Genomic DNA, 25909 nt, shown 5'->3' on the forward strand with positions numbered 1-25909 from the left:
AGGCACGCCATGAGACCACAACAGTCCATGCAAACGTTTGACTGGTTCAACTGGCTTGCCCTTGTTGCCGTTGGTGTTTTTCTTGGCTTAGCGATTGATGGCCTCGTGGACCTTGCGACCGTAAGCGCATGGGGCAGTATCATCATGATACTGGGGCTATCCGCTGGGGGGCTAGTTTTTTACTTCTTGATCGAGCGCGTTATTAATTTCATTTCCATCGGGCGTTTCTCAGAGCCGCAACAACTTCAAAAACCGCGCAAGCCCTTGGCGCTTTATTTTGCCCTGCCTATCGGCATCATCATCGGCGTGATCGGAGCACAGTTTGGTTTGGCAGAGCTAATTCTTTAGCGGTCAAGTCGGCGAGCCAGGTCATATCCGCGCCGCGTGACACCACATACTGTCAACTCCACCCTTGACCCACCCTTCGGAATCGCAAACAGTACCCGTGATGGTTCCCAAAGCGCCGAAAATGCGTCTGGGATGAAAAGGGAATACGGTGAGGAAGAGCCAAAGCGCGCCAAATCCGTAACTGCCCCCGCAACTGTGAGCGGCGAGCGACCCCGATGATCACCACTGAGCAAACGCTCGGGAAGGGATCGGGCAAGCAGCGACCCGCGAAGTCAGGAGACCTGCCATCAAAGGGCGTCGAAATACGCCAAAGAAACTCAAACCGGGCGGGGTGTCCGGAGCGGAGATCATGATGGTGAAACAGGCTCTATTGGCCACACAAACATGCCGTTCCAATTCCTCGCTTATGCGCGGAGGGCTGCATGGACCGGACCACACAACATCGAATAACTGTCTGCACATCGTGTAAACATAAAGGGACGGATTGCCGCCCGGGTTACGAACTGATCGAAAAGCTGCGCCGCGCCATTGCGGCAGCGGGCGATAGCATTTCCGAAAACTTTGCCATTTCTGGCGTCGCATGTATGGCAGGATGTGACCGTCCCTGCACGGTTGCCTATCATGGCACCCAGAAGGCAACATATCTCTTCGGCGATATGACACCCGAAGATGACATCGACGATCTGGTCGATTTCGCCAAACAATACGCCGTTTTACATGATGGTTGGTGTTCATCCGTCGACCGCCCCGGCAAGCTGCGCAAATCCACCTTGGCGCGCATCCCTGCCGCGATGATCGCACTCGAAGACAGCAAGGCGCTGGCATCATGAGCAGCGCACATCTGAGCGTGACAGACGTTAGCTGGCGTCCCCATAAACGCGCCGCCCCCGTCCTGCGCACCACCAGTTTTGAGGTTCAAAAGGGTCATGTCCTTGGCGTTGTCGGTCCCAACGGGGCAGGCAAATCAACCCTGCTACGCCTACTTTATCGCTTTCAGGTACCCACAACAGGCCACGTGAAAATCAACGGCACTGACATCTGGAAAATCCCCCCCCGTAAGGTGGCGCAACACGTCGCGGCTGTCCTACAGGAACAGGCGGCCGCCTTCGGTTTAAGCGTGCGTGAGATCATCGCGCTGGGACGCACCCCATATCGTCGCACCTACGGCAGCGCTGATATGCGCGACTTGGACGTGATCAAAAATGTGATGGCGATGCTGGACCTGACCGGTCTTGAGCATCGTGATTTCGGCACCCTGTCCGGCGGCGAACGGCAACGGGTCATGGTGGCGCGCGCACTGGCGCAGGAACCTGAAATCTTGATCCTGGATGAGCCCACAAACCACCTTGATATCCGCCACCAGCTTGAGGTGCTTGCCTTGATCCGACAGCTTGACCTGACCATCGTGGTGTCCTTGCATGACCTGAACATGGCCGCAGATATCTGTGACAATATTCTGGTGCTTGAAGACGGGCATCCGCGCGGCTTTGGCACGCCTGACAGCCTGCTGACCGAGGTATTGGTATCCAACACCTTCCGTGTCGATGCCCGCCGCGAAAAGCTGGCGCCGAGCGATACAAATCACCTGTCTTTCCACCTTCCGCATTAGAGACCGTCATAATGAAACTGACCCTGACAACCGCACTCTTTACCCTCGCGGCCGGCACTGCCTTGGCCCAAACCACCGTGCAAAGCTGCGATCGTGAAGTGACCTTTGACGCGCCACCACAAGCCGCGATCTCCCATGATATCAACCTGACCGAGATGATGCTTGTCCTCGGCCTGACGGACCATATGGTTGGCTACACCGGTATTTCCGGCTGGAACAAACTGGACGCTGAAATGCGTGCCGGCGTTGATCAATTGCCGGAACTGGCAGCGGAATACCCATCGAAAGAAGTGCTGATCGGCGCGGATGCCGATTTCTACTTTGCAGGCTGGAACTATGGCATGCGCGTGGGTGGTGAGCTTACACCAGAAACGCTCGCGCCTTTCGGTATTCAGGTCTATGAACTGACTGAAAGCTGTATCCATATCAGTGAAAAAGGCGCGGCTTCGATGGACGACATGTACAACGACTTGCGCAATCTTGGCGCGATCTTTGACGTCGAAGACCGGGCCGAAGCATTGATCACAAACTATCAAATAGACCTCGCCGCATTCTTGGCCAGCCAACCTGCCCTGCCCGCCGCCCCGCGCGTCTTTGTCTATGACAGCGGCGAAGACGCACCCTTTACCGCGGGTCGTTACGCGATGCCCAATGCGCTGATCGAGGCGGCAGGCGGCGTCAATATCATGAACGACTTTGAGAAAAGTTGGGCCACTGTCGGCTGGGAAGCTGTCGTTGAACGCAACCCCGAAATCATCGTTATCGTGAACTACGGCGAAGTGACTGCGGAACAAAAGCGCGATTTCATGATGTCCAACCCGGCTTTTGCAAACCTCGACGCGGTCAGGAACGACCGCTTTGTTGTGTTGGACTATGTCGAGGCCACACCGGGGCCGCGCAATGTTCAGGCGGTCAAAACGCTGGCCGCTGCGTTTCGTGCCGACTAGCGGATGGACCAAGCCGACAGACAAATCACCACCCTTCGCCCGCACAAGGCCCGGCTGCTGCTGACCTTTGGGCTGGGGTTTGTGACACTGTTTCTGTCTTTGTCGGTTGCAGTCAGCGTTGGCGCGGTTTCGGTGCCGCTGACAACCGTTTGGGGTGTTCTGATCAATAAGATTTCCCCTGACTTTATCGCGCAAAACTGGTCTGCGGGACGCGAAGCAATCGTTTGGGATATCCGTTTTCCCCGCGCGATCCTTGCTTGCCTCGTCGGTGCAGGGCTTGCTCTTGTCGGCGCGAGCCTGCAAGCGGTGACGCGCAACCCACTCGCCGACCCGCATTTACTGGGAATTTCGGCGGGCGGTGCGTTTGGTGCAATCCTCGCCCTGCTTCACACCGGGCTTTTCATTGGTCTGCTAACCGTGCCTTTCATGGCGTTTCTTGGTGCGTTGGGCGCTACACTCATTGTTCTGGGCGTTTCGCAATTCGCCGCCGCAACCAGCGCGGACCGTCTTGTCCTGGCTGGCGTCGCGGTTTCTTTCATCGTGATGTCCGGCGCGAATGTACTGATCTTCCTGGGCGACCCGCGTGCTGTGCATACGGTCGTTTTCTGGATGCTTGGCGGCCTTGGCCTCGCGCAGTGGGGACAGTTGATGTATCCTCTGGTGATCTTGATCGCTTGCGGCACCTTCCTTTGGGCGAACGCCAGCAACCTCAACGCGATGACCGTAGGCGATGAAACTGCATCTACACTGGGCATCCCGGTCGGTCGGTTCCGGCTGACCGTCTTTGTTGTGGGTGCGATGATCACCGGCGTTATGGTCGCCTTTTCTGGCATCATCGGTTTTGTTGGGCTGATGATCCCGCATATCGTGCGGTTGATCGTCGGTGGAGATTACAAACGCGTGCTGCCGGTCTCGGCCCTTTGCGGTGCGATATTTCTGCTTTGGGCTGATATCTTCGCGCGCACCGTTATGGCGCCCGATGACATACCCATCGGGATTGTCACAGGGTTGATCGGTGGTGTGTTCTTTGTGTGGTTACTGCGCCGAAACCCGGTCTAGCCGCATTTGGAATAACCGCAGGACCCGCAGGTCATACACCCTTCAACCATGCGCAATTCGTACGACCCGCACGAAGAACAGGCCTTCCCGCGCGGCCCGCCATTGATCGCCACCACGTCAGCTTGTGGATCAGCCTTAAGGCCCATCCCTTCACCGGCCAAGAACCCGGTTGAAACCATGTGTTTTTCGATCACGCCACCAATCGCCGCAAGGATCGAAGGCACATATTTGCCCTGCATCCATGCGCCGCCACGCGGGTCAAACACCGCTTTCAGTTCTTCGACCACGAAAGAGACATCGCCACCGCGCCGGAACACAGCCGAAATCATCCGGGTAAGCGCAACAGTCCACGCGAAATGTTCCATATTCTTGGAGTTGATGAAGACCTCAAAAGGCCGCCGGTGTCCGGCAATCACCAGATCATTGACTGTGATGTAAATGGCATGTTCGCTATCCGGCCATTTCAGCTTGTAGGTCGCCCCATCCAGTTCCTGCGGACGGTCCAGAGGTTCTGACATATAAACGACTTCAGCACCTTCGTCTTCGGTCCGGACTTGGGCGGGAACCTCTGATGGGGACGCCTCTTGTGACACGGAAAGAACCGATCCTGTCACATCGTTGGGCCGATAGGTGGTGCAGCCTTTGCAGCCTTGATCCCATGCGGCCATGTAGACCTCTTTAAAATCATCAAAGCTGATATCTTCGGGGCAGTTTATGGTTTTTGAGATAGAGCTGTCGATCCACTTTTGCGCCGCCGCCTGCATGCGCACATGGTCCAGCGGGGCGAGCGTTTGTGCGTTGACAAAATAGTCTGGCAAAGGCGCGTCGCCCTTCAGGTCGCGCCAAAGCTGGACGGCGTAATCCACGACCTCTTCCTCGGTGCGCGATCCGTCTTTTTGCAGCACTTTGCGGGTGTAGGCGTAAGCGAACACCGGCTCGATCCCGGATGAGACATTGCCAGCATAAAGGCTGATTGTCCCCGTCGGCGCGATTGAGGTCAGCAGCGCATTGCGGATACCATGTTCGGCGATGGCGTCGCGCACATCCGCGTCCATCCCTTGCATCGCGCCGCTGGCAAGGAACTGTTCGGCATCAAACAGCGGGAATGCGCCCTTTTCCTTGGCCAGATCAACAGACGCAAGGTAAGCGGCGCGCGCGATCTGGTGCATCCATTTGTCGGTTTGGGCTGCGGCTTCCTGGGATCCATAGCGCAGGCCGACCATCAGCAATGCGTCCGCCAGCCCTGTAACGCCAAGGCCAATCCGGCGTTTCGCCTTCGCCTCGGCCTGTTGCGCCTCTAGCGGAAACCGCGAGGCGTCGACGACATTGTCCATCATGCGCACAGCTGTCGCCACAAGATCGGTTAGCGCGGCTTCATCCAGAGCTGCGATGTCTTCAAACGGGTCTTTTACCAACCGCGCCATGTTGATCGACCCCAGCAGGCAAGCCCCATAGGGTGGCAGAGGCTGTTCGCCGCAAGGGTTCGTCGCTGCGATCGTTTCGCAGTAGTTCAGATTGTTCATCTGGTTGATACGGTCGATGAAAATCACACCCGGTTCCGCGTAATCATAAGTGGAGCGCATGATCGCATCCCACAATTCGCGCGCCTGCACGGTGCGGTAAACCTCCCCACCGAAGATCAGATCCCAAGGACCGTCGGCTTTCACCGCCTCCATAAAGGGGTCTGTAATCAGCACCGACATGTTGAACATGCGCAGGCGGGCCGGGTCGGATTTCGCGGTGATGAAATCCTCAACATCCGGGTGATCGCAGCGCATCGTCGCCATCATCGCGCCCCGACGCGATCCGGCAGACATGATCGTGCGGCACATCGCGTCCCACACATCCATAAACGACAACGGGCCTGAGGCATCAGCGGCCACGCCCATCACGCCTGCACCTTTGGGGCGAATGGTTGAAAAGTCGTAGCCGATACCGCCGCCTTGCTGCATGGTCAGCGCGGCCTCTTTCAGCATATCAAAGATACCGCCCATGCTGTCGGGGACAGTGCCCATGACAAAACAGTTAAAAAGGGTGACCGACCGCGCCGTTCCCGCGCCTGCTGTAATCCGACCCGCCGGCAGATATTTAAAGTCCTCCAGCGCGTCGTAGAATTTACTTTCCCACGCTGTTGGATCGTCCTCAACCGCAGCCAGCGCACCCGCGATACGCGTCCACGTGTCTGCGACCGTTTCGTCAATCGGTGTGCCATCCGCCTCTTTGAACCGGTACTTCATGTCCCAGATTTGTTCAGCAATAGGGGCGGAAAACGCGGTCATGGCGGGGAATCTCCTGATGGGCAGCGGGGCGAGGCCTGCATATTAGGGGGTGGATGACAACTTTGGAATGACGAATTAAAGGCGAAAACGACGCATGTTTTATAATACCATATATTGTGGTTGATCTCAACACTGCCACCACATAAACCAATTTAGCGCCTTGCGTTGAAACTGGCCCATAATGCCTTACCTCTAACGCATCCCGGGGGGGATTGATGTCGAAAACCGTTCATATGCTGAAACTCTCTGTCGGTACAGATGATGTTGCCGGACTTGAAGCATGGCAATCGACACGGCGCGCGCAGACCGATGATGGGCTGCCGCGCCACATCACCCGGATGTGGCCCAAGCGGGGCGACGAAATCCTCAATGGCGGATCAATCTTTTGGGTGATCAAGGGCGTCATCCTGTGCCGCCAGCCGATCCTGCGCCTTGATGAATACCTGTCGGCAGACGGCATCCGCCGCTGCGCTATTGTCTGCAAACCGGGCCTGATCCGGGTCGAGGCAACGCCGAAACGTGCCTTTCAGGGGTGGCGTTATCTGCCCACAACAGATGCTCCACGTGATCTACCCGCAGGACGGCAAAACGAAGAAGCGCTGCCGCCGGAACTTTCTAAAGCGCTCGCCGCCATTGGCGTTCGCTAGGCAGACAGAACCACCTGTGCCATGATCGCGCGCAGGAGGAACCAGTATGACAGTTTTCACCAGTCCTTACCCGGATGTCGCTGCGACGGACGTGTCAATCACCGAGCGTGTTTTTCAGGGCCTTGAAAACCGCCCCGATGACGTGGTTCTTACGGATGGCCCAACCGGGCACAGCCTGACCGCAGCCGTGTTTATGGATCAGGTCAAACGCATGGCTGGCGGACTGGCTACTGCTGGTTTCGGCGCCGGGAAAATTGTTGCGATCATGGCGCCGAATATGCCGGATTACTGTGTGGTCTTTCATGCGGTTGCATGGAGTGGCGGCACGATCACCACACTTAACCCGACCTATACCGCTCATGAAGTTGCCCATCAGATGGCCGATTCCGGTGCGCAACTTTTGATTACTATTCCGGATTTTCTGGACACCGCAAAAGAGGGCGCGGGTGAAACACCGGTTATTGCAATCGGTAGCCCGGAATATGCCGCACTCTTTGGACATCCGATCCCGGATCAGGTTCCGGTCGATCTGGATGAATTCACAGTCGTGCTTCCCTACTCCTCTGGCACGACGGGCCTGCCAAAAGGTGTCATGCTTTCGCACCGCAACCTTGTCATCAATGTCGATCAGTCAATTGTCGGAACCGACTTTAAGCCGGGTGAAATCACTGCGGCCTTTCTGCCGTTCTTCCATATCTATGGAATGACCGTACTGATGAATATCCACCTTGCGGGCGGTGGCGCGCTTGTCACGATGCCGCGCTTTGACCTGCCGCTTTTTCTGCAAATCAGCCAAGACCACAGGACCAAGCGTATGTGGGTCGTTCCACCTGTCGCACTGGCGTTGGCCAAGCACCCGCTGGTCGATGGCTATGACCTGACATCGCTGGAACAGGTCTTTATCGCCGCCGCACCATCAGGTCCGGAACTATCTGATGCTATCGCCGCCCGATTAGATTGTGTGGCGCTGCAAGGCTACGGCATGACAGAACTCAGCCCCGTGTCCCATGTTGTCCCCGGCCACGCGCCCCGTTCAGGCGCAGCCGGTCTTGCCGTTCCGAACACAGACTGCCGGATCGTTCACATTGAAACCGGGCAAGATTTGTCCGCTGGTGAAGAAGGCGAGCTTTGGATCAAAGGCCCGCACGTGATGCAAGGCTACCTCAATAATGCAAAAGCAACGCAGGACACGATGGCAGAGGGCGACTGGCTGCGCACCGGCGACATCGGCAAGATTGACGCCGATGGGTACCTTTTTATCACGGACCGCCTGAAAGAACTGATCAAATACAAAGGCTTCCAGGTCGCCCCGGCCGAGCTTGAGGCGACGCTTGTCGCGATGGAAGGGATCGTTGACGCTGCTGTCATTGGCAAGAAAGATGAAGAGGCAGGTGAGCTACCCATCGCCTTTGTTGTCACAGCTGAGCCTGCACCTGATGCAGCAGCGATCAAAGCGTATCTTGACGCACAACTGGCCCATTACAAACAAGTGCACGAGATACATTTTATCAACGAAATCCCCAAATCGGCTTCTGGCAAGATACTGAGGCGTCTGTTGCGCGATGGGTCGCAGGGCTGATCACTGGACGGGCGCGCGCGTACCTTTATAGTTAGATGGTGCGATCAAAAGGCCTCCGATCATGAAACCAACATCTTCCCGCGCCGCCCGCCGGCTGGCCCAAAAGGGTGGCAAATCCGCGCCGCTATCGATCGGCGATCTGATCAACCGGGTTGCCAAGACCAAAGTAAAGGGCGTGGATAAGGCGCTTGAAACGCGGGGAAAACGTATTCTGACCTCATACCTTGAAACGGCGCAGTCTTATGCGCTGCCGGTCAAAGACGTCGTGACCGAAATGGCCAGCGGCCAGACCGCTTGGCGGCTTGGGTCAGCGGTACGCGATGAGATCCTCAAGACACCCCCCGATGCTGTTCGCAAAGCCGCTTGCACACAGGGCTGCGCCTTTTGCTGTATCCTGTCTGGTGGCGAAGGCGGTGTAATCACAGCGTTCGAAGCCACACAGTTACATCATGCAGTTGCGCCACTTGCAGGCCAGCCCGACGGCCGCGGCTGGCACCCAGAGGCGTGCCCGGCGCTGGACCCATACACGCGCAGTTGCCGGGCCTACGACGCGCGGCCCATGATCTGCCGTTCTTTTCTGTCGATGGACGCCAGCGCATGCGAGCGTAATGCGGCAGGCGGCGAAGAACAGGGTGCCGGACTTTTGGGCAGCCATCTTGATTATCTCGTCGTGCATGCTTTGTGTCGTCAGGCGCTAAAGGGTATCACGCAGGTCCACACCTACAGCATGGCAGCAACGGCCGCGTCAGCCGTTGCTGGCAATGACACCGAAAGCGGATTGGTCAGCGCTCGGCACAAACCCTCTGCCCTCGATACAGCATGCAAGGACGGCGCGCGGGCAGCACAGGCCTGATAAAAGTGGGACACTGTCAACGAAAACGCGCCTAAAGCCCCAACACCATCTGTAAGGCCTTCAGCTTTGCACGCTGTTCGTCGGTCCAATCGCGACGACGGCCCCGGAAAAGCGTGGCCTGTGATGCATGGATCAACCCATCATCAAGGATTTTCAAACCGTTGGCCCGAAGCGTTTCACCAGTTGACGTGATATCTGCAATCGCCTCAGCAGTTTCGTTTTTGACCGTCCCTTCGGTGGCGCCCTGACTGTCCACCAGCTGATAATCGGCTACACCCTGCTCGCGCAGAAACTCGCGGACCAGGCGGTGATACTTCGTGGCAATCCGCAAACGGAAGCCATGCGCCCGCCGAAACGCAGCCGCAGCCGCATCCAGATCATCAAGGGTTGCAACATCAACCCACGCCTGTGGGACCGCGATGATCAAATCTGCACCACCAAAGCCCATTGGGGCCAGTTCAGCCACCCGTGCATCCCAATTGGCCAGCTTTTCGCGCACCAGATCAGACCCCGTTACACCAAGGTGGATGTTGCCTGCCGCCAGTTCGCGCGGGATTTCCCCGGCAGAGAGCAGTACCAGTTCGACCCCATCAATGCCATCGACCGCACCGGCATATTCCCGATCCGATCCCGACTTGCGCAAGCCAATGCCGCGCGCGCCAAACCAGTCAAAGGTCTTGTCCATTAAACGGCCCTTGGAGGGCACACCAAGCTTCAACATGCGCGTAACCCCAAAGCCAGATCAGGGCGGATCACACCCCCCACCGCAGGCACCGCACGGCCCTGCCCCAGTTGCGCAGTCAGCGCATCGTAGCGCCCCCCGGTGGCCACAGGGGGATGATCAGGGCGATCCGTGGCATAAAAGCCAAAGACAAAGCCATCATAATACTCAAGCGAGGTGCGCCCATAACTGCCTTCAAATTCAAGGGCAGCGACGTCAACACCGTGCGCGTTCATCGCGTCCAATCGCGCGTCCAGGCCCGCCACGGCAGTGCCAATGGCAGGCATATCTACGGCTATATCGCGCAAGGCGCTTAGCACATTAGGTGCGGTTTCGCGCAAGCCCAGAATAGCGTCGATTAGGGCAATTTCTTCCGCCGCAATCGGTGCGGTTGCCGCATCCGCACGCAATGCCTCAATCCGCGCGGCAACCTCTTTGCGGCTGCGCAAGCCAATGTCAGCGCCTGCTTGTGCGAATGGATCATCCGCGGCCAACAAGGCCGCGCGTGCAGGTGGCACTTGCCCCGACCCAAACCGCCGCATCAACGCGCGAAACCGGCCCGGTCGCCAGATATGACGCAGCAATGCCGCCTTGCGGTCATCTGTGGTGCGCAAGCCACGCACGGCGGCCATCAGCACCCCGATGTCGCCCGTCGCAGCACGTACAGGCAGATCAGACAGCCCTTCGGCAATCGCAGCAAAGACTTCTGCATCTGCATTGGCTGGATTTTGACCGTCGAAAACCTCGTATCCGACCTGCACGTATTCATTGGCGCGGGTCTCATCGGTTTCCTGTTTCCGAAAGACTTTGCCAGCGTAAGTATAACGCGCGGGGTCCGCATGGGCCTGCATATGCATCTGCACGACAGGGACCGTAAAATCAGGGCGCAAAACCATCTCGCCGCGTAACGGATCAGAGGTCAGATAAGATCGGGCGCGGATATCTTCACCGTACAAATCCAACAGCGTATCGGCTGGTTGCAGCACATCTGCCTTGACCACTTGCGCGCCTTTCGCAGCAAAGAGATCACGCAAACGACGTGCTTCGATCAATGTCTCGGGTGAGGTGGGCATTAGCTCGATCTCCACAGCGCGCCAATAGCACCAGTCAGCGCGATGATGCTGCCAAGCACTGCAAACCACCAAGTCGCCAACATCAGGGACGCGACGAACAATGCGACGCCGATTAACAGCGCCCAAAACCACCACGGCAGCATGGCGATATCACTAAGAATGCTTAGAATATCCATCCGCTAGCTGTGCTCTGCCAAAATCGCGCGTACCTTCATAATCATCTGATCACGCGGTACCTCGTACTGGCTGGGACGGTCTTTCCATTCTTCAAGCGTCGCGTTCTTGGCAATCTCAGCGCCCAGGATCAGGTCCTTGATCTGGACGATGCCTTTGTCAAACTCATCGCTGCCTGCAATGATGGCGACGGGTGACTGACGCTTATCAGCATATTTCAGCTGATTGCCGAAGTTCTTGGGATTGCCCAGATAAACCTCGGCCCGGATACCCGCGTTGCGCAGATCAGCAACCATGGTTTGATAATCGGCCATCCGGTCACGATCCATGACGGTGACAACGACGGGGCCTTGGGCAGCCGTATCAATCTGCCCCTTCGCGCGCAAAGCCGCCAGCAAACGATCCACGCCAATAGAAACACCGGTCGCAGGGACCTCCTGCCCGGTAAAGCGCTTGACCAAATCGTCATAGCGCCCGCCACCAGCGACAGAGCCGAAGTTGCGGGGGCGGCCTTTTTCGTCTTTGATTTCGAAGGTCAGTTCGGCTTCGTAGACGGGACCGGTATAGTAGCCAAGACCACGAACGACCGATGGATCAATAAGGATACGGTCAGCACGATATCCTTGACTAGCAAGAAGACTCTCAATCTCTTGTAATTCGTCGACTCCGTCCACCCCCACTTGGGAGGAGTAGACCAGCTCGCGAAGGTGATAGAGTGCTGCTCTATTTATCAACTTGTTAGCATCGGTGCGAACCGACGGATCAGCAAATTCTTCTATTTCTTTTATATGCTGCGCGTTCTTGAAACTGCCCCAAGCGTCACTTCGCGCAATTGCTGAACTCCGGACACCTTCAGCGAGCAAGCGGTTTTTTTCTTTTTCCCAATCGACGAAACCCATGACAATCTCGGCCTGCTCATCCGCCAGTGCCGCACCCTTGGTAAAGTCTCCACTGGCATCCTTGCGGCCTTCGCCCAATAACGCTCGCACACCTTCAACACCCAGCCGATCCAGCTTATCAATCGCGCGCAGCACGATCCCGCGCTCGGCTTCCTTGTCGTCACCTGACAGGCCCGCGACTTCCATCACGCCATTCAGCACCTTGCGGTTATTCACCCGGATTACATAGTCTCCGCGGTCAATCCCCACGGCCTCAAGTGTATCCGACAGCATCGCGCAAATCTCGGCATCCGCTGCCACAGAAGACGCACCCACCGTATCCGCATCGCACTGATAAAATTGACGAAAGCGACCCGGTCCAGGCTTTTCATTACGCCAGACAGGCCCCATCGCGTAGCGGCGATAAGGAAACGGCAGGTCATTGCGATACTGGGCCGCAACCCGCGCCAGCGGTGCCGTCAAATCATAGCGCAGCGCCAGCCAGTCGTTGTCTTCTTCCCAGGCAAACACACCTTCATTCGGGCGGTCCACATCGGGCAGGAACTTGCCCAGCGCCTCGACCGTCTCAACAGCAGACGTCTCCAGCGCATCAAACCCATAGCGATGATAGACACCCGCGATCGTGTTCAGCATCTCAGCGCGTGCGGTGACGTCAGCGCCAAAATAGTCCTGAAAGCCTTTGGGCGTTTGTGCCTTGGGGCGCGGTTGCTTCTTGATCTTGGCCATTGGGTTGGTCCTGCTGGTCACGTGATGGTCCCGCGCCGTTTAACCCGGCAATGTGACAGGGGCAATGCAGTCGTGACTTTCGCAACGCAGGCAGTTGGGTTACGACGATTGCATGGTTGACGTGACACATCTTGAAGAACAAATCGCCCACCTGACCCGCACGGTCGAGGAGTTGTCGGATATCGTGGCACGACAAGAGACCGAATTGGCCGTCGCAACACGCCGATTGGCGATGCTGATGGAGCGGGAAGCAGGGCGCGAAATGGAAGCGGGCGGTACGGTGCCTTTGGCAGATCAGCGTCCGCCGCATTGGTAACAGCGTGGTCTATGTATGGTGGATCATGATCCACCATACTTCAGGCATCTTCCACCTCAATCACGCCACCCAGTGACCTGATCGCACCCTTGATCTGCGGATTGACCGGAAATTCCTCACCCAGGTCCAGCTCAACTTCTCCTGGCAGATCATCGTGCATCAAACAGAAATAAACTGGGCCACGCCCAGCGCGCACAGCGCCACCCGTTGCATTGGCCAAAACGCTCTGCACTGATCCGATCACTTCGGGCCCATCAATGAACACCCGCAAACCCGCGCCACCGGCATCGGCCACAACCGCATCCACAGGCGAAACGGATCGGCCCAACAGCTTGAGCTGATCAGCCTCCATCGTCGCTTCGCATTGTAATACAACCTGACTGCCCGTTTCCAGATATTCGCGCGACGCCTCCAGCGTGTCCGAGAACATCGTTACCTCATACTGCCCCGTCGGATCAGACAATTGCACAAAAGCAAAACGGTTGCCCCGTGCAGATTTGCGTTCCTGACGACCCGAAATTGTCCCTGCCATCTTTACGATAGCAGCGCCTTTTCCGGCCCGCACAATCACATCATCCAGCGTCAGCACCTGTTTGCGTTTGAGCGGCCCCATGTAATCATCCAGCGGATGGCCTGATAAATAGAACCCGATGGCTTTGAATTCTTCAGCCAACCGTTCAGCAGGCAACCAGTCCTCACCACCCATTAAACGCGGCTCTTGCAGATCATCCCCTGCATCACCGAACAAAGACACTTGATTAGAGGATTTCTGATCGTGGATCGCCGCTGAATAGGCCGTCAGCGCATCCAAACTCATCATCACCCGGCGGCGATTGGGATCAAGCACATCAAACGCCCCGGCCCGCGCCAGCATTTCCAAAGGTCGCTTGCTGATCCGCTTAAGGTCGCAGCGGCGCGCAAAATCAAAGAGGTTCACGAACTCTTTGTCGCCGCGCCCTTCGACAATCAGCTTCATCGCTTCAACGCCTACGTTCTTCAGCGCGCCCAGCGCATACACCAGCTTTTGATCTTTCACATCGAAGGTGGCCATGGATCGGTTCACACAAGGTGGCGTATACTCAATGCCCAGCCCCTTCTTCACCTCTTGGAAATAGATGCCCAGTTTGTCGGTCAGGTGAATATCGCAGTTCATCACACCGGCCATAAACTCCACCGGATGGTTCGCCTTTAGCCAAGCCGTTTGATAGCTGACCACGGCATAGGCCGCCGCGTGCGATTTGTTGAAACCATAGTTGGCGAATTTTTCCAAAAGGTCGAAAACCTCGCGCGCTTTCTTGGGCTCAACCCCGTTGGCCTTTGCGCCTGCCTCAAACTTGGGGCGTTCCTTGGCCATCTCCTCGGCAATCTTCTTACCCATCGCGCGACGCAGCAGGTCGGCGCCGCCAAGGCTATAGCCTGCCATGACCTGCGCTATTTCCATCACTTGTTCTTGGTAGACAATAATGCCTTGGGTTTCAGCGAGGATATGATCAATCGACGGATGGATCGATTCGAGGTCTTTTTGCCCGTTCTTCACCTCGCAATAGGTTGGAATATTCTCCATCGGGCCGGGACGGTAGAGCGCCACCAAGGCCACGATATCCTCGATACAGTTCGGCTTCATACGCTTGAGCGCATCCATCATGCCGCTGGATTCCACCTGAAATACAGCGGTGGTTTTGGCACTGGAATAGAGCGCATAGGATTTTTCGTCATCCAGCGGAATCGCCCCGATGTCGTATTCAAATCCCTCTAGAACGTCATAGAGCTGCGTGCCATCCGCCGCGATATTCAGTGGGCGACCAGCCTTTTTGATCAGCTCAACCGCGTTTTGAATAACGGTGAGCGTTTTCAAACCCAAAAAGTCGAACTTCACCAACCCTGCCTGTTCGACCCATTTCATGTTGAACTGGGTCGCGGGCATATCGGATCGCGGGTCTTGATATAACGGCACCAGTTCGTCCAAAGGACGGTCGCCAATCACCACACCTGCCGCGTGGGTGGATGCATTGCGCAGCAAACCTTCGACCTGTTGCGCATAGGTCAGTAGGCGGTCGACCACTTCTTCGTTCTTGGCTTCTTCGCGCAAGCGCGGTTCATCGGCCAAAGCCTTTTCGATTGAGACCGGTTTGACCCCTTCGACAGGGATCATCTTTGACAGGCGATCCACCTGCCCATAAGGCATCTGCAACACCCGACCTACGTCGCGCACAGCAGCCTTGGACAAAAGCGCACCAAAGGTGATGATCTGCCCGACCTTATCGCGCCCGTATTTGTCCTGCACATAGCGGATCACCTCTTCCCGCCGGTCCATGCAGAAATCGATGTCGAAATCCGGCATCGACACACGTTCGGGGTTTAGGAAGCGTTCAAACAGCAGCGAATAGCGCAGCGGATCAAGATCGGTGATCAGCAGCGCGTAGGCCACCAACGACCCCGCGCCAGACCCACGGCCCGGCCCCACGGGAATACCCTCGTCCTTGGCCCATTTGATGAAGTCAGCCACGATCAGGAAATAGCCGGGAAAACCCATGCCTTCGATAATCCCCAACTCGAACTCAAGGCGCTTCTCATACTCTTCAACCGGGGCGGCATGAGGAATGACGGCCAGACGATCCTTCAACCCCTGCTCGGCCTGACGGCGTAGCTCGGCGACCTCATCATCGGCGAACTTGGGCAAGATCGGGTCGCGCTTGTAGGTTTTGAACGCACACCGTTTGGCGATCTCGACCGTGTTTTCAATCGCCTCTGGCAAGTCAGCAAATAAGGTCGCCATTTCCTGTGGCGATTTCATATAGTGTTGCGGGGTCAGCCTGCGACGCGCCTCTTGCTGGTCGACGTAGGCTCCTTCCGAGATACAGATCAACGCGTCATGCGCCTCATAAAGCTCGGTCTTGGGGAAGTAGACATCATTGGTCGCAACCAGCGGCAGGCCTTTGGCATAAGCCATTTCGACATGGCCACGCTCGGACAAACGTTCTGCCTCGGGCAGGCCATCACCGGGGTGGCGTTGCAATTCGATATAGAGCCTATCGGTATAGATGGCCGCCAACCGATCAACAATGGCTTCAGCCTTGGGTCGCTGCCCTTGGCGCAACAAACGGCCTACCGGGCCGTCCGGGCCGCCGGATAAGCAAATCAGCCCTTCGTGATATTGCGCGAATTCATCCAAGCTGACCTGCGGCAACTGACCGTCTGCATCCAAATAGGCGCAAGAGTTCAGCTTCATCAGGTTCATATACCCGGCCTCGGACTGTGCGAGGAGCACGATAGGCGCAGGTGCCTCAGCCCGTTTGCCAGGTTCTGGGGTGGCGAATGTCACATCGACCTGACAACCCACGATAGGCTGGATACCTGCTTTTGATGCCCCTTCCGAAAATTCCAAAGCGCAAAACATGTTGTTGCTGTCTGTGACAGCAACCGCTGGCATCCCCATGCCGGCCACCAAACCGGGCAGCTTTTTGACGGGAATCGCACCCTCAAGCAGCGAGTATTCGGTATGGGTTCGCAGGTGAATGAATCGGGGATCATTGGTCATGCCCGCAAAGTAGCGAAAGCGGGTCAGGCTGCAAGCGAGGTATTTTTGTTAGCAATGTGACTAACTATCTTGACAGCAGGATCATTAAAGCGCAATACTTAGCTTTATGACTAACCAACTCGATTCCTTTTTCGGCGCGATGGCCGACCCGACCCGCCGCGCTGTCATTGAACAGCTCGCATCCGGCCCTGCCAGCGTCAGTGAGCTGCACGCGCCACATCAAATGGCGCTGCCTACTTTTATGCGGCACCTCAAAGTGCTCGAAGACACCGGCATCATGCGGTCTATCAAGAAAGGGCGCGTGCGCACCTGTCATATTGAAGCTGCGCCGCTGATCGAAGCGCAAGGCTGGCTCGCTTGGCAGCGCGAGATTTGGGAAAGCCGGTTGGACAACTTGGATGCGCTTGCCCACAACATTGCAAACCTGAAGGACACTTAAACCATGCCGCTTGATACCAAGTCATTCGATCTGCACCGTACCCTACCCCTTTCAACAGAACGGCTTTGGCAGGTCCTGACCGACGCCAAAGAGCGGGAAAAATGGGCCGGCCCCGATGCCGCGACAATGTTAGAAACTGACTTTGCTGATCTGCGGGTCGGTGGACAAGACCGGCACAGGTTTGGTCCAAAGGATGCACCTGAATTTCTGGTTGATACCCGTTGGTATGATCTGACAAAGCCAGAACGTGCCGTTTTTACCGAAACCCTTATCTTCGGAGGTGAGGCAGTGTCCACAAGCCTTGTGACCTATTTGCTGTTAGGCGATGGCAATGAAACCAAACTAAGCATCACGGTAGCAGTATCATCGTTTTCCGGCCCCGAGGCGCTGGATGAAATCCAACAAGGCTGGGCGGGTGGCGTGGATAACCTTGCCGCATATGCAAAGGCAATTACACAGCCCATATGATCCATTTCGTAAGGTGGATCATGATCCACCTTACACGACGGCCAAGAAATGCTTGCCAAATCCGCCATCAGTCGCTTTCATGGTGCGCAGCAAAGAGGCTGGTGTCTACGTCGCATCGACACCTGAACCCCCTCGCACAGAATTGGTAAGGCGGCAGGTCTATATATTATGAACGTCACGTTTCTTCTCAATGGGGAAACCGTGAAGGTGGAGGCGGAACCAACGCGCACCCTGCTTGATTGGCTGCGCGAGGATCGCGCGCTATGCGGCACCAAAGAAGGCTGTAACGAAGGTGACTGCGGCGCTTGCACGGTGATGGTGACTGACGCCGATGGTGCGAAAGCCCTCAACGCTTGCATCCTGTTTCTGCCGCAACTTCACGGCAAGGCGGTCCGCACCGTTGAAGGCATCAGCGGACCCGACGGCGCACTTCATCCCGTGCAACAGGCAATGGTTGATCATCACGGCGCGCAATGCGGTTTCTGTACGCCGGGATTTATCGCCTCAATGGCAACCGGGCATCTGCAAGGACGCAGTGATCATGACGATGTGCTGGCGGGCAACTTGTGCCGCTGCACGGGCTACGCCCCGATTGTGCGCGCGGCAGAAGCGACTGCAGACGCACCAGTGCCGCCTTGGATGAACGACAGCGTGCCACAGGTAGAGGCCCAGCCTTATGGCCCGGAAACACTTGATGAATTGGCAGATTGGTATGCCGCCCATCCTGACGCAACGCTGATCGCGGGCGCAACAGATGTGGGGCTTTGGGTGACCAAGCAACTGCGCGACCTGCCTCAGGTTGCGTTTCTGAACCGCTGCAAGGAACTGCGGGGCATCACCCAAACCGACAAGACCATTCACTTTGGCGCTGCGGTGACAATGACCGAAGTTCTGGCTGCGATTGGCAAGGATCATCCATCCTATGCTGAATTGATCCGGCGCTACGGGTCCGAACAGGTGCGCAATGCCGCGACGATTGGCGGGAATATCGCCAATGGATCGCCCATCGGGGATAATCCGCCAGCTTTGATCGCAATGGGGGCAACGCTGCATCTACGCCATGGTGACATGACGCGCGAAATGCCCCTTGAGGACTTTTTTATCGACTACGGCAAACAAGACCGCGCGCCGGGGGAACTGGTCACTTACGTGACGCTGCCGAAAAAGGCCCCGGCATTACGGTGCTACAAGATCTCGAAACGGTTCGATCAGGATATCTCGGCCGTGTGCGGCTGCTTCAATGTTATCGTAGCGGATGGCATTGTGTCTTCCGCCCGGATCGCATTTGGCGGCATGGCTGGCACGCCGCACCGGGCCCATCAGGTCGAAGCTGCACTGACAGGGCAACCCTGGACCCGCGGCACTATCACCAATGCGGCAGCACGGTTTGGCGAAGACTACACCCCGATGTCCGACATGCGCGCGAGCGCCGCTTACCGATCAGAGATCGCGCAAAACCTGCTGCATCGCTATTTCGCAGACATGACCGGGCAGGCCACGTCCGTGTTGGAGGTCACACCATGAGTGTCGCCAAACCCCTGCCCCACGACGCAGCGGCGCTGCATGTCACCGGTGCGGCCCGCTATATTGACGACATACCGACACCGGGCGGCACCCTGCATTTGACTTTTGGTATGGCCGAGATCGCTTGCGGGACCATTCGCGCAATGAACCTCGCAGAAGTGAAAAGCGCCCCAGGTGTCGTGGCCGTATTGACGGCGGACGACCTGCCTTTCGCCAATGATGTGTCGCCTTCGGTACATGATGAACCGCTGCTGGCAACCGGAACAGTGCACTATGTCGGTCAACCGCTGTTTCTGGTCGTGGCCCGCAGCCACTTGGCCGCGCGCAAAGCGGCGCGTTTGGCAAAGGTGCAATACGACGAAGACACGCCAATCCTGACAATGGACGACGCAATTGCAGCCGACAGCCGCTTTGAAGACGGCCCGCGCATCTGGTCCAAAGGTGATGTCGATGCCGCCCTTGCCAGCGCCCCCCACCGCCTGCAAGGCACGATTGAAATGGGTGGACAGGAACATTTCTACCTTGAAGGCCAAGCGGCCCTCGCCCTGCCGCAAGAAGGTGAGGATATGGTGGTGCATAGTTCCACCCAGCACCCGACGGAAATTCAGCATAAGGTGGCAGACGCGATAGGTGTTCCCATGCACGCGGTCCGCTGCGAAGTGCGCCGCATGGGTGGTGGTTTTGGCGGCAAGGAAAGCCAAGGCAATGCACTGGCCGTTGGCTGCGCTGTCGCGGCACGCGCCACAGGGCAGCCCTGCAAGATGCGCTATGATCGCGATGACGATATGATGATCACCGGCAAGCGTCATGATTTCCGCATTTCATACGACGTGGGATTTGATAGCGAAGGACGGCTGACCGGCGTTGATTTCACCCAGATGACCCGCTGTGGATGGGCGCTGGACCTGTCGCTTCCTGTGGCTGACCGCGCCATGCTACATGCCGACAACGCCTATTACCTTCCTACCACGCGGATCACGTCGCATAGGTTCAAAACCAATACGCAATCAGCCACGGCATTTCGCGGATTTGGCGGGCCGCAGGGTGTGCTGGGGATTGAGCGGGTGATGGACCATATTGCGGCGGAGTTACGCATTGATCCCGTGCTTATTCGCCAACGCAATTACTATGATGCAATGACCGAAGGGGGGCTGTCTGCCCCCCACGCTGCGCGCCCCCCCGAAGGTATTTTAGAACATGAGAAGATAGGGCGCGGCACCCGGTTTGGCGGGACCTATTCCCCAAATACGAAAGTGCAAACGACGCCTTATCATATGCCGGTCAAAGACTTCCTTTTGCATAAGATGACCAACAGTTTGCTGGCATCATCAGACTATCACGTGCGCCGCGCAGCGGTTGCGGATTGGAACGCCGGACAGTTGATTTTGAAGAAGGGGATCGCCTTTAGCCCGGTAAAATTTGGGATTTCTTTTACCCTCACCCACCTTAATCAGGCGGGTGCATTGGTGCATGTGTACCAAGATGGCTCAGTCCACATGAACCATGGCGGGACCGAGATGGGGCAAGGTTTGTTTCAGAAGGTCGCACAGGTCGCAGCACATCGGTTCGGTATTGATGTGGACGCGATCAAGATCACCGCCACCGATACCGGCAAAGTGCCCAACACGTCAGCGACCGCGGCCTCTTCCGGGTCTGACCTGAACGGTATGGCCGTCGCCAATGCCTGCGACATCATACGCGACCGGATCGCTGCATGTTTGGCTGAATTGCATCAAAGCGGCGTTGAAAATGTCCGCTTTGAGGAGGGGCAGGTTTTTGTCGGTGACGCGCAAATGACTTTCGCCGAAGCGACGCAAACGGCTTACCTGAACCGCGTCAGCCTTTCGGCCACGGGCTTTTACAAAACCCCGGATTTGGCGTGGGACCGGATCAAGGGCGAAGGCACGCCCTTCTTCTATTTCGCCCAAGGCGCGGCTGTCACTGAAGTGGTGATCGACACGTTGACCGGTGAAAACCGCATCCTGCGCACGGATATTCTGCATGATGCAGGCGCTTCGCTGAACCCGGCACTGGATATCGGACAAGTCGAAGGGGGCTATGTCCAAGGGGCGGGTTGGCTCACAACCGAAGAACTGGTTTGGGATGATACGGGCCGCCTGCGCACCCATGCGCCTGCGACCTACAAAATTCCCGCTTGTTCGGATCGGCCTGACATCTTTAACGTCGCCCTTTGGGATGAACCCAACCCTGCGCAGACGATTTATCGGTCCAAGGCCGTGGGTGAGCCGCCTTTCATGTTGGGCACCTCAGCCTTTCTTGCCTTGTCAGATGCCGTGGCATCTTGCGGCCCGAACTATCCCGACCTGCAAGCCCCAGCGACCGCCGAAGAAATACTGCGCGCCGTTGGACGAGCCCGCGCATGACGGCGATCCGCATCACGGTCACAAAAACCGCAGGGTCGGTCCCGCGCGAGGCCGGAACGCAGATGCTGGTGTGGGCAGATCGGATCGAAGGCACCATCGGCGGCGGCACGCTGGAGTGGGAAGCAATGGCCGAAGCGCGGCGCATGCTGCGCGATGGGCGCAAGACACATCAGGCGCGTATTCCTTTGGGTCCGGCGATGGGCCAGTGCTGCGGCGGGTCGGTAAGCCTGCTTTGGGAAGAAGCGGAGGTGATGCAGGTGCCGCCTGCCCAACCACTTTGGATTTATGGCGCGGGCCATGTCGGGCGGGCCTTGGTCAACGTCATGGGTGCGCTGCCGGACTTTGATATCACTTGGGTTGATACAGATGCAGATCGGTTCCCGGAAACGAACGTCACGACGTTGGTCGCCATCAATCCTGCGCGTGTCGTTAGACATGCGCCTACAAATGCAGATCATCTGATTCTCACATACAGCCACGAAATGGACCTTGCTTTGTGCCATGCGGTGCTTGGGCACGATTTTCACAGCGTCGGATTGATCGGATCGGCCACCAAATGGGCGCGGTTCAAGACGCGCCTCGCCGCATTGGGGCATAGTCCGGCACAGATTTCGCGCATCGCGTGTCCGATTGGCGATCCATCCTTGGGAAAACACCCCACAGCGATTGCACTTGGTGTAGCAACTGCCATGATCAGCGGCGGAAAACGCGCCACGAAGGACCGCACTGCATGACCGAACCGCTTTTGCGCCTGTCTGGCCTGACCAAAGCCTATCCCGGTGTTGTCGCGAATAAAGATGTGTCCTTCAATATCGGGCGCGGCGAAGTACACGCGCTGCTGGGCGAAAATGGCGCGGGCAAATCCACCCTGGTGAAAACAATCTACGGGCTGGTCAAACCGGATGCTGGCACGATGACGCTTGAAGGACAGCCGTTTCAGCCACCAGAACCGCGCGCGGCGCGGGCCGCAGGGGTTGCGATGGTTTTCCAGCATTTTTCGCTTTTTGATGCGATGAATGTGGCGGAAAACATTGCCCTTGGTATGGAAAATCCACCACCGCAGGCCGAAATTGCGGCACAGGTGCGCAATGTGTCTGACCAATACGGGCTGCCGCTGGACCCAGACCGCGTGGTGGGTGAACTGTCCGCCGGGGAACGTCAGCGGGTCGAGATTATTCGCTGTCTGCTACAGGACCCCAAGCTGTTGATCATGGATGAGCCGACCTCGGTCCTGACACCGCAAGAGGTGGATATCCTGTTCGAAACGCTTCGTCAGCTCCGTGCTGAAGGGACCGCGATCCTCTACATCTCGCATAAACTCGAAGAGATCCGCGCGCTTTGTGATAATGCAACAGTACTGCGTTTGGGTGAAGTCGTAGGTGAATGTGATCCGCGCCAGACATCCGCGCGCGATATGGCCGAGCTGATGGTGGGTTCGACCCTTCATGTCCCTGAAAAGGCCGACAAGCCCGCCGGAGACGTTGTACTGTCCCTGAATGGTCTTAGCGCCAAAGCGCCACATCAATTCGGGACAGCTTTGCGCGATATCACGCTGGATGTACGCAAAGGCGAGGTGCTGGGCATTGGCGGCGTCGCTGGAAATGGTCAAGACGAACTTGTCGCGGCGCTATCGGGTGAGATGAAAACGAACAAGGCGATGATCACCTATAAAGGCCAGAACATCGCGCATCTGCCGCCCAATGCACGCCGCAAAATCGGCCTGCTAGCGGCCCCGGAGGAACGGATGGGCCATGCCGCCGCCCCTGACATGAGCCTGACGGAAAACGCGATCCTGACCGCGATGACCCGCGAAAAACTGACAAGCAATGGTTTTTTGCATTGGGCCAAGGCCCGTAATTTTGCCCAAGAGGTGATTGCCGCATTCGATGTGCGCACCCCCGGGCCGCAAAACGCGGCACGGTCATTGTCGGGTGGTAACCTACAAAAATTCGTCATTGGACGCGAGATTATGCAGACGCCAGAGGTGTTGGTCGTCAACCAGCCCACTTGGGGCGTTGACGCCTCTGCCGCTGCGGCAATCAGGCAAGCACTTTTGGATTTGGCCGAGAAAGGGTCGGCGGTTATCGTGATTAGTCAGGACCTTGACGAGCTGATGGAGATTTCTGACAGCTTTGCCGCGCTAAACGAAGGACGGCTGTCTGCCCCACGTCCAGCAAAGGGGCTGACGGTTGAAGAGATTGGTCTGATGCTCGGTGGTGCCCACGATATGGAGGTGGCGCATGTTGAAGGGTAAGGGGGCCTCGGACGGGCGTTTGTGGGGCAAGATGAAGAGCGGAGCCTGCGCATGATCATGCTGGAAAAGCGCCCGCAGCCATCGCGTGGCTGGATTTTTGCGACGCCTGTTGTGGCTGTTCTTATGACGATGTTTTTTGGCGCACTCTTGTTCGCGGCCCTTGGCCAAGACCCGTTGGTGACAATCAGGACGATCTTTCTTGATCCGCTTTTTTCGGAATTCGCGTGGTTTTATCGCCCACAGTTGCTGATCAAAGGCGCGCCCTTGGTGCTAATTGCGATTGGGCTGTCCTTTGGTTTTCGGGCCGGGATCTGGAATATCGGGGCTGAGGGTCAGTACATCGTTGGCGCGATCTGCGGCGCGGCCGTCGGGTTGGCATTTTATCCGATGGAAAGCTTTATCATCTTTCCATTGATGATCATCGCTGGCGCGATCGGCGGCTTGATGTGGGCCATGATCCCCGGTGTATTGCGCGTTCGCTTTGGCACCAATGAGATTCTCGTCTCCCTGATGCTGGTTTATGTGGCCGAGCAATTGCTGGCCTCAATGGCCCTTGGCGCGTTGCGTAATCCCGATGGCATGGGTTTTCCGGGAAGCAGGAACCTGTCTCAATACGACAGTGCCGCCAACCTTGAGATTATCGCCGGCAGCGGCATGCATTGGGGGGTGGTCACAGCCTTTATCGCGGTGATTTTGGCTTATATCGCCCTGTCCCGGCACATCTTTGGGTTCAATGTGCGTTTATCAGGTCAAAGCCCACGGGCTGCACGGTTTGCCGGCGTCAATCCCGGGAAACTGATCCTGATTTGCATGGGGATTTCAGGCGCGCTGGCCGGGCTTGCGGGCCTTTTCGAAGTGGCCGGACCTGCCGGACAGATCAGTATCGACTTCAACGTGGGCTATGGGTTTACCGCGATTATCGTGGCTTTCCTTGGCCGCTTGCATCCTGTTGGTATCCTGCTGGCCGGTGGTCTGATGGCGCTGACGTACATCGGTGGCGAGATTGCACAGTCTAATCTGGGGCTGCCAATAGCGGCGATACAGATCTTGCAGGGGATGCTGTTGTTCTTCCTTTTGGCAGTGGATGTGCTGACAAACTATCGCATCAAATTCGGCCGGGAAAGGACTGCGTAGTGGACCTTTCCTCAATCAATCCCATTCTTTTGCTGGCATCGCTGATGGTGGCAGCCACCCCGATCATGCTGGCGGCCATTGGTGAACTGGTGGTCGAACGCGCGGGCGTTCTGAACCTTGGTGTCGAAGGGATGACGATCACAGGGGCCGTTTGCGGTTTCGTGGTCGCCGTTGCCACCAGCTCGCCCTGGCTGGGGTTTCTGGGGGCGGCGATAGGCGGCGCTGTATTGTCGCTGATTTTTGGCATTCTCACGCAGTTGTTTTTATCCAATCAGGTGGCCACCGGCCTTGCGCTAACGCTTTTCGGTCTCGGCCTTTCGGCGTTGATGGGTCAAGGCTACATCGGGATCAAAGCGCCGGAGTTTCCCGATTGGTATATCCCTCTTTTGGGCGACATACCGGTGATCGGACCGATTGTTTTCCAACATGACCCAATGGTCTATGTCGGGCTGGCCATCGTCGCAGGCGTCTGGGCGTTCCTGAAGTATTCACGCGCGGGGCTGATCCTGCGCGCGGTTGGTGAAAACCACGAAGCCGCCCATGCGCTGGGCTATCACGTGGTGCGGGTGCGGATGCTGGCGATCATGTTCGGCGGGGCCTGTGCCGGGCTGGGCGGTGCCTACCTTAGCCTTGTCCGTGTCCCGCAATGGACCGAAGGCATGACCGCGGGCGCTGGCTGGATCGCGCTGGCGATTGTTGTTTTCGCAAGCTGGCGGCCGGGCCGCCTTTTGCTGGGTGCCTATTTATTTGGCGGCGTGACCGTTTTGCAGTTGAACCTACAGGCAGCCGGGGCTGCCATTGGGGTCGAGTATCTTTCTATGGCCCCCTATCTGGCCACCATCGCGGTTCTGGTTATTATGCGTGCCGGACGTGCGCCCGGGTCACTGGGTCAATCATTCCATGCCTCACGTTGAGGCAACAACAAGACCACCAAGGGG

Annotated in this window: 23 protein-coding genes and 1 riboswitch; of the genes, 17 read left to right on the forward strand and 6 right to left on the reverse strand. The window is 57.3% G+C overall.

Features of this window, described 5'->3' with window-relative positions; translation table 11 throughout:
• The first annotated feature begins 9 nt into the window (after nucleotides 1-9).
• The 5 genes from RCCS2_RS02535 (at nucleotide 10) to RCCS2_RS02555 (ending at nucleotide 3963) form a co-directional block, all read left to right on the forward strand.
• Nucleotides 10-348 carry a hypothetical protein gene (locus RCCS2_RS02535; RefSeq protein WP_156788404.1) on the forward strand — a complete coding sequence of 113 codons (339 nt, stop codon included), beginning with the start codon at nucleotides 10-12 and terminating at the stop codon, nucleotides 346-348.
• 84 nt (nucleotides 349-432) lie between these two features.
• Nucleotides 433-651: riboswitch (cobalamin riboswitch) on the forward strand.
• 119 nt (nucleotides 652-770) lie between these two features.
• Entirely contained in the window at nucleotides 771-1178 is a 408-nt protein-coding gene (locus RCCS2_RS02540; RefSeq protein WP_008231071.1) for a DUF1636 family protein, read from the forward strand.
• The gene (locus RCCS2_RS02545) at nucleotides 1175-1957 is read left to right on the forward strand and encodes an ABC transporter ATP-binding protein (RefSeq protein ID WP_008231073.1); all 783 of its coding nucleotides are present in this window, start codon (nucleotides 1175-1177) and stop codon (nucleotides 1955-1957) included. The genes RCCS2_RS02540 and RCCS2_RS02545 overlap by 4 nt, the downstream gene beginning before the upstream one ends.
• 11 nt (nucleotides 1958-1968) lie before the next feature.
• A complete protein-coding gene (locus RCCS2_RS02550; RefSeq protein ID WP_008231075.1) occupies nucleotides 1969-2904 on the forward strand; it encodes an ABC transporter substrate-binding protein in 936 nt (311 codons plus the stop codon).
• 3 nt (nucleotides 2905-2907) lie between these two features.
• The gene (locus RCCS2_RS02555) at nucleotides 2908-3963 is read left to right on the forward strand and encodes a FecCD family ABC transporter permease (RefSeq protein ID WP_008231077.1); all 1056 of its coding nucleotides are present in this window, start codon (nucleotides 2908-2910) and stop codon (nucleotides 3961-3963) included.
• On the opposite strand, the gene RCCS2_RS02560 is transcribed toward RCCS2_RS02555, so the two are convergent.
• Nucleotides 3960-6242, reverse strand: coding sequence for an adenosylcobalamin-dependent ribonucleoside-diphosphate reductase (locus tag RCCS2_RS02560; RefSeq protein WP_008231078.1), 2283 nt, complete (start codon nucleotides 6240-6242; stop codon nucleotides 3960-3962). The genes RCCS2_RS02555 and RCCS2_RS02560 overlap by 4 nt on opposite strands.
• Before the next feature lie 215 nt (nucleotides 6243-6457).
• On the opposite strand from RCCS2_RS02560, the gene RCCS2_RS02565 reads away from it, so the two are divergent.
• From RCCS2_RS02565 to RCCS2_RS02575, 3 genes are all read left to right on the forward strand, one after another.
• Nucleotides 6458-6889 carry a DUF1489 family protein gene (locus tag RCCS2_RS02565; protein ID WP_008231080.1) on the forward strand — a complete coding sequence of 144 codons (432 nt, stop codon included), beginning with the start codon at nucleotides 6458-6460 and terminating at the stop codon, nucleotides 6887-6889.
• 46 nt (nucleotides 6890-6935) lie between these two features.
• A complete protein-coding gene (locus RCCS2_RS02570; RefSeq protein WP_008231081.1) occupies nucleotides 6936-8468 on the forward strand; it encodes an AMP-binding protein in 1533 nt (510 codons plus the stop codon).
• A 61-nt stretch (nucleotides 8469-8529) separates the two neighbouring features.
• Nucleotides 8530-9321, forward strand: coding sequence for a YkgJ family cysteine cluster protein (locus tag RCCS2_RS02575; protein ID WP_008231082.1), 792 nt, complete (start codon nucleotides 8530-8532; stop codon nucleotides 9319-9321).
• 31 nt (nucleotides 9322-9352) lie between these two features.
• On the opposite strand, the gene hisG is transcribed toward RCCS2_RS02575, so the two are convergent.
• Genes hisG through hisS form a run of 4 tightly spaced genes read right to left on the reverse strand, consistent with a single transcriptional unit; the run spans nucleotide 9353 to nucleotide 12914 of the window.
• Nucleotides 9353-10042, reverse strand: coding sequence for an ATP phosphoribosyltransferase (hisG, locus tag RCCS2_RS02580; protein ID WP_008231083.1), 690 nt, complete (start codon nucleotides 10040-10042; stop codon nucleotides 9353-9355).
• On the reverse strand, nucleotides 10036-11115 hold the full coding sequence (locus RCCS2_RS02585; RefSeq protein ID WP_008231084.1) for an ATP phosphoribosyltransferase regulatory subunit: 1080 nt from the start codon (nucleotides 11113-11115) through the stop codon (nucleotides 10036-10038). Before RCCS2_RS02585 ends, hisG begins: the two co-directional genes overlap by 7 nt.
• Entirely contained in the window at nucleotides 11115-11291 is a 177-nt protein-coding gene (locus tag RCCS2_RS18260) for a hypothetical protein (protein WP_008231085.1), read from the reverse strand. The genes RCCS2_RS02585 and RCCS2_RS18260 overlap by 1 nt, the downstream gene beginning before the upstream one ends.
• A 3-nt stretch (nucleotides 11292-11294) precedes the next feature.
• On the reverse strand, nucleotides 11295-12914 hold the full coding sequence (gene hisS, locus RCCS2_RS02590) for a histidine--tRNA ligase (RefSeq protein WP_008231086.1): 1620 nt from the start codon (nucleotides 12912-12914) through the stop codon (nucleotides 11295-11297).
• A 112-nt stretch (nucleotides 12915-13026) separates the two neighbouring features.
• On the opposite strand from hisS, the gene RCCS2_RS02595 reads away from it, so the two are divergent.
• A complete protein-coding gene (locus RCCS2_RS02595; RefSeq protein ID WP_008231087.1) occupies nucleotides 13027-13230 on the forward strand; it encodes a SlyX family protein in 204 nt (67 codons plus the stop codon).
• A 40-nt stretch (nucleotides 13231-13270) separates the two neighbouring features.
• On the opposite strand, the gene dnaE is transcribed toward RCCS2_RS02595, so the two are convergent.
• Nucleotides 13271-16768 (reverse strand): DNA polymerase III subunit alpha, encoded by a 3498-nt coding sequence (gene dnaE, locus RCCS2_RS02600; RefSeq protein WP_008231088.1) that lies wholly within the window; start codon nucleotides 16766-16768, stop codon nucleotides 13271-13273.
• A gap of 106 nt (nucleotides 16769-16874) precedes the next feature.
• Between dnaE and RCCS2_RS02605 the strand changes: the two genes are divergently transcribed.
• The 8 genes from RCCS2_RS02605 (at nucleotide 16875) to RCCS2_RS02640 (ending at nucleotide 25885) form a co-directional block, all read left to right on the forward strand.
• The gene (locus RCCS2_RS02605; RefSeq protein WP_037293086.1) at nucleotides 16875-17207 is read left to right on the forward strand and encodes an ArsR/SmtB family transcription factor; all 333 of its coding nucleotides are present in this window, start codon (nucleotides 16875-16877) and stop codon (nucleotides 17205-17207) included.
• Nucleotides 17208-17210: 3 nt separating this feature from the next.
• On the forward strand, nucleotides 17211-17675 hold the full coding sequence (locus RCCS2_RS02610; protein WP_008231090.1) for an SRPBCC family protein: 465 nt from the start codon (nucleotides 17211-17213) through the stop codon (nucleotides 17673-17675).
• Between the two features lie 168 nt (nucleotides 17676-17843).
• A complete protein-coding gene (gene xdhA / locus RCCS2_RS02615; protein ID WP_008231093.1) occupies nucleotides 17844-19199 on the forward strand; it encodes a xanthine dehydrogenase small subunit in 1356 nt (451 codons plus the stop codon).
• On the forward strand, nucleotides 19196-21583 hold the full coding sequence (xdhB, locus tag RCCS2_RS02620) for a xanthine dehydrogenase molybdopterin binding subunit (RefSeq protein WP_008231094.1): 2388 nt from the start codon (nucleotides 19196-19198) through the stop codon (nucleotides 21581-21583). Before xdhA ends, xdhB begins: the two co-directional genes overlap by 4 nt.
• Nucleotides 21580-22317 carry a xanthine dehydrogenase accessory protein XdhC gene (xdhC, locus tag RCCS2_RS02625; RefSeq protein WP_008231095.1) on the forward strand — a complete coding sequence of 246 codons (738 nt, stop codon included), beginning with the start codon at nucleotides 21580-21582 and terminating at the stop codon, nucleotides 22315-22317. Before xdhB ends, xdhC begins: the two co-directional genes overlap by 4 nt.
• Entirely contained in the window at nucleotides 22314-23837 is a 1524-nt protein-coding gene (locus tag RCCS2_RS02630) for an ABC transporter ATP-binding protein (RefSeq protein WP_008231096.1), read from the forward strand. Before xdhC ends, RCCS2_RS02630 begins: the two co-directional genes overlap by 4 nt.
• 51 nt (nucleotides 23838-23888) lie before the next feature.
• The gene (locus tag RCCS2_RS02635) at nucleotides 23889-24971 is read left to right on the forward strand and encodes an ABC transporter permease (RefSeq protein ID WP_008231097.1); all 1083 of its coding nucleotides are present in this window, start codon (nucleotides 23889-23891) and stop codon (nucleotides 24969-24971) included.
• The gene (locus RCCS2_RS02640) at nucleotides 24971-25885 is read left to right on the forward strand and encodes an ABC transporter permease (RefSeq protein WP_008231101.1); all 915 of its coding nucleotides are present in this window, start codon (nucleotides 24971-24973) and stop codon (nucleotides 25883-25885) included. Before RCCS2_RS02635 ends, RCCS2_RS02640 begins: the two co-directional genes overlap by 1 nt.
• Nucleotides 25886-25909: the final 24 nt, after the last annotated feature.

Origin of the sequence: Roseobacter sp. CCS2, from assembly GCF_000169435.1 — a bacterium.
In the GTDB taxonomy this organism is placed as follows: Bacteria; Pseudomonadota; Alphaproteobacteria; order Rhodobacterales; family Rhodobacteraceae; genus Yoonia.

Coding starts and splice junctions, on each gene's coding strand:
- RCCS2_RS02535 (WP_156788404.1), top strand. CDS start 10: ATGAGACCACAACAGTCCATGCAAACGTTTGACTGGTTCAACTGGCTT.
- RCCS2_RS02540 (WP_008231071.1), top strand. CDS start 771: ATGGACCGGACCACACAACATCGAATAACTGTCTGCACATCGTGTAAA.
- RCCS2_RS02545 (WP_008231073.1), top strand. CDS start 1,175: ATGAGCAGCGCACATCTGAGCGTGACAGACGTTAGCTGGCGTCCCCAT.
- RCCS2_RS02550 (WP_008231075.1), top strand. CDS start 1,969: ATGAAACTGACCCTGACAACCGCACTCTTTACCCTCGCGGCCGGCACT.
- RCCS2_RS02555 (WP_008231077.1), top strand. CDS start 2,908: ATGGACCAAGCCGACAGACAAATCACCACCCTTCGCCCGCACAAGGCC.
- RCCS2_RS02560 (WP_008231078.1), bottom strand. CDS start 6,242: ATGACCGCGTTTTCCGCCCCTATTGCTGAACAAATCTGGGACATGAAG.
- RCCS2_RS02565 (WP_008231080.1), top strand. CDS start 6,458: ATGTCGAAAACCGTTCATATGCTGAAACTCTCTGTCGGTACAGATGAT.
- RCCS2_RS02570 (WP_008231081.1), top strand. CDS start 6,936: ATGACAGTTTTCACCAGTCCTTACCCGGATGTCGCTGCGACGGACGTG.
- RCCS2_RS02575 (WP_008231082.1), top strand. CDS start 8,530: ATGAAACCAACATCTTCCCGCGCCGCCCGCCGGCTGGCCCAAAAGGGT.
- hisG (WP_008231083.1), bottom strand. CDS start 10,042: ATGTTGAAGCTTGGTGTGCCCTCCAAGGGCCGTTTAATGGACAAGACC.
- RCCS2_RS02585 (WP_008231084.1), bottom strand. CDS start 11,115: ATGCCCACCTCACCCGAGACATTGATCGAAGCACGTCGTTTGCGTGAT.
- RCCS2_RS18260 (WP_008231085.1), bottom strand. CDS start 11,291: ATGGATATTCTAAGCATTCTTAGTGATATCGCCATGCTGCCGTGGTGG.
- hisS (WP_008231086.1), bottom strand. CDS start 12,914: ATGGCCAAGATCAAGAAGCAACCGCGCCCCAAGGCACAAACGCCCAAA.
- RCCS2_RS02595 (WP_008231087.1), top strand. CDS start 13,027: ATGGTTGACGTGACACATCTTGAAGAACAAATCGCCCACCTGACCCGC.
- dnaE (WP_008231088.1), bottom strand. CDS start 16,768: ATGACCAATGATCCCCGATTCATTCACCTGCGAACCCATACCGAATAC.
- RCCS2_RS02605 (WP_037293086.1), top strand. CDS start 16,875: ATGACTAACCAACTCGATTCCTTTTTCGGCGCGATGGCCGACCCGACC.
- RCCS2_RS02610 (WP_008231090.1), top strand. CDS start 17,211: ATGCCGCTTGATACCAAGTCATTCGATCTGCACCGTACCCTACCCCTT.
- xdhA (WP_008231093.1), top strand. CDS start 17,844: ATGAACGTCACGTTTCTTCTCAATGGGGAAACCGTGAAGGTGGAGGCG.
- xdhB (WP_008231094.1), top strand. CDS start 19,196: ATGAGTGTCGCCAAACCCCTGCCCCACGACGCAGCGGCGCTGCATGTC.
- xdhC (WP_008231095.1), top strand. CDS start 21,580: ATGACGGCGATCCGCATCACGGTCACAAAAACCGCAGGGTCGGTCCCG.
- RCCS2_RS02630 (WP_008231096.1), top strand. CDS start 22,314: ATGACCGAACCGCTTTTGCGCCTGTCTGGCCTGACCAAAGCCTATCCC.
- RCCS2_RS02635 (WP_008231097.1), top strand. CDS start 23,889: ATGATCATGCTGGAAAAGCGCCCGCAGCCATCGCGTGGCTGGATTTTT.